The organism is Promineifilum sp. (SeqCode), from assembly GCF_041918635.1.
GTDB lineage: Bacteria > Chloroflexota > Anaerolineae > Promineifilales > Promineifilaceae > Promineifilum.
On the sequence record NZ_JAYRVJ010000529.1, the window covers coordinates 1 to 1,823 of the forward strand.

General features: G+C 61.1%; 3 protein-coding genes. 2 read left to right on the forward strand and 1 reads right to left on the reverse strand.

The window, feature by feature from the left end; translation table 11 throughout:
- On the reverse strand, positions 1 to 248 hold a 248-nt coding region (locus tag ACE3UY_RS15815; RefSeq protein ID WP_374688461.1), incomplete at its 3' end, for a rod shape-determining protein.
- Positions 249 to 591: 343 nt separating this feature from the next.
- Here ACE3UY_RS15815 and ACE3UY_RS15820 point away from each other — a divergent pair.
- Together ACE3UY_RS15820 and ACE3UY_RS15825 are read left to right on the forward strand one after the other, a co-directional pair.
- Complete coding sequence (locus tag ACE3UY_RS15820; RefSeq protein ID WP_374688462.1) at positions 592 to 1,128, forward strand: hypothetical protein; 537 nt, start codon at positions 592 to 594, stop codon at positions 1,126 to 1,128.
- A gap of 162 nt (positions 1,129 to 1,290) precedes the next feature.
- On the forward strand, positions 1,291 to 1,710 hold the full coding sequence (locus ACE3UY_RS15825; protein ID WP_374688463.1) for a hypothetical protein: 420 nt from the start codon (positions 1,291 to 1,293) through the stop codon (positions 1,708 to 1,710).
- Positions 1,711 to 1,823 lie beyond the last annotated feature (113 nt).

The window sequence follows — 1,823 nt, forward strand, 5'->3', positions numbered from 1 at the left end:
AACTCCGAGATGACGCCGTCGCGCAGGGGACGAATGGCGACGATGTCGCCGGGGGTGCGGCCGACCATCTCGCGCGCCTCCGCGCCGATAGCCAGCGGCCGGCGCGTGCGCTTGTTGATCGCCACCCACGACGGCTCGTTGATCACAATGCCCTTATCGCGCACGGCGACCAGCGTGTTGGCCGTGCCCAGGTCAATACCGATGTCGAGCGAGAAGAAACCGAGTAGCCAGTCGAGAGGTCTGAACAAGGTCTTTCAGTGTCCGTTTGGGAAGGAATCCGCAGATTTCACAGATTACGCAGATTGTTAGTTGAGCACCTATAGATTCTGTGCTTTCCGCGGACACTTCCTTTATTAGTTTTTGATGATCGCTTACAGACCGTCAACCGCGGCCCGGATCACACCGAAGCAGTAAGGCACGGTCAGTCGCCTCGTCATGTAGGCGCAATCCACCCACATTTCAACCACTCCATTATAGCATATGGCACAAGGGCGGCACGGCGCGCTCCTCCCCCCTCATCTCTGATTCAGGGACTTGTTGTATGATGGGGTCTTGGTAACGGCGTATGAGCAAGAGAAGAGGAGAGTGAACGTGAAACCGTTACGATTGATGATCGCGCTGTTGGTTGGCGCGTTGGTGCTGCTGGGTTGTTCATCCGGGGCGACGGAGTTATCAGCCGAAGACGAGATCGCCATCTACAGCGCCGTGGTGCGCCAGGTGGCCGGGCCGGACGACACGTTCGGCGGCACGCTGGCAAAGCCCATCCTCTACATCGTGCGCCACACCGACGACGCGGCCGGCGACCCGGGGGCGACGCGAGCGGAGCCGGCGGCGCTGTCGGAGGAAGTGCAGGAGGAAGTCACCGCCGCGCTGGGCGACCTGCCTTCGGAGATCGTCTGGATCGACAGCCGCGAGGACGTGGAGTTCGATCCGGATACCGGGGCGCTGGCCGATGGCGGCGTCATCATCACGGTGGGCAACATTCAGCGCCAGGATGGCGGCGAGGTGCAGGTCGCGGGCAGCATCTACGTCGCTGGCCTGGCCGCCGGCGGCAAGACCTACGTGTTACAAGAACAGGACGGCCAATGGGTGGTAACCGGCACCACCGGCGTCGAGTGGATTAGCTGAAGCTAGGGGCCAGGGGCTAGGGGCCAGGTTCCAGGGGCCAGGGAAGAACGCTTTCCCCTAGCCCCTAGCCCCTAGAACCTAGCCCCTATTCTGAGGGCTTTGGGAAAGTCACTTGCGGTCGGCGCGGCAATTCGTATGATCGGGAGCAGGAGTGTATGCATCATGTCCCAACAAGCGATGTTCGATGGCCTGGTCTATGACGAATATGAGAACCCGGTGGCGATGTCCATCGTAGGCGGCGAGGCGCAGTACGTGGTCGATGACGACGGCTTCCACCGCCACATCGACGCCGAGACGGTCGACCGGCAGGTACTCGCTTTCTTCCTGAGCCAGCTAGAGGCGAACAAAGACCTAGCCGTCGAGCAAGCGCTGAAAATGTTGGGCAGCGACGACTTGCTGACGAAGGCCGCCGTGGACGCCTCGCTGCGCAACATCAACATGGATCAGATCATCGCCCAGGGCGTTCCCGCCCAGGCGCGGGATATGTTGGGGATGTTGGGCTTTCGGGTCGTGATCAACGTCCACGGAGAAGTGGTGCGGATGGATCAGCCGGCGGCGCCTGAGGATGATTCGGGCGAGTAGGTCACACAAGTTCGCTTAGTACGCCCCACGCGCCGAGAGCAGATGCGGCACAGTTTGCAACAGGATGCGCACGTCCAGTCCCAGCGTCCAGTTCTCAATATAATAGATGTCCA

Coding starts and splice junctions, on each gene's coding strand:
- ACE3UY_RS15825 (WP_374688463.1), top strand. CDS start 1,291: ATGTCCCAACAAGCGATGTTCGATGGCCTGGTCTATGACGAATATGAG.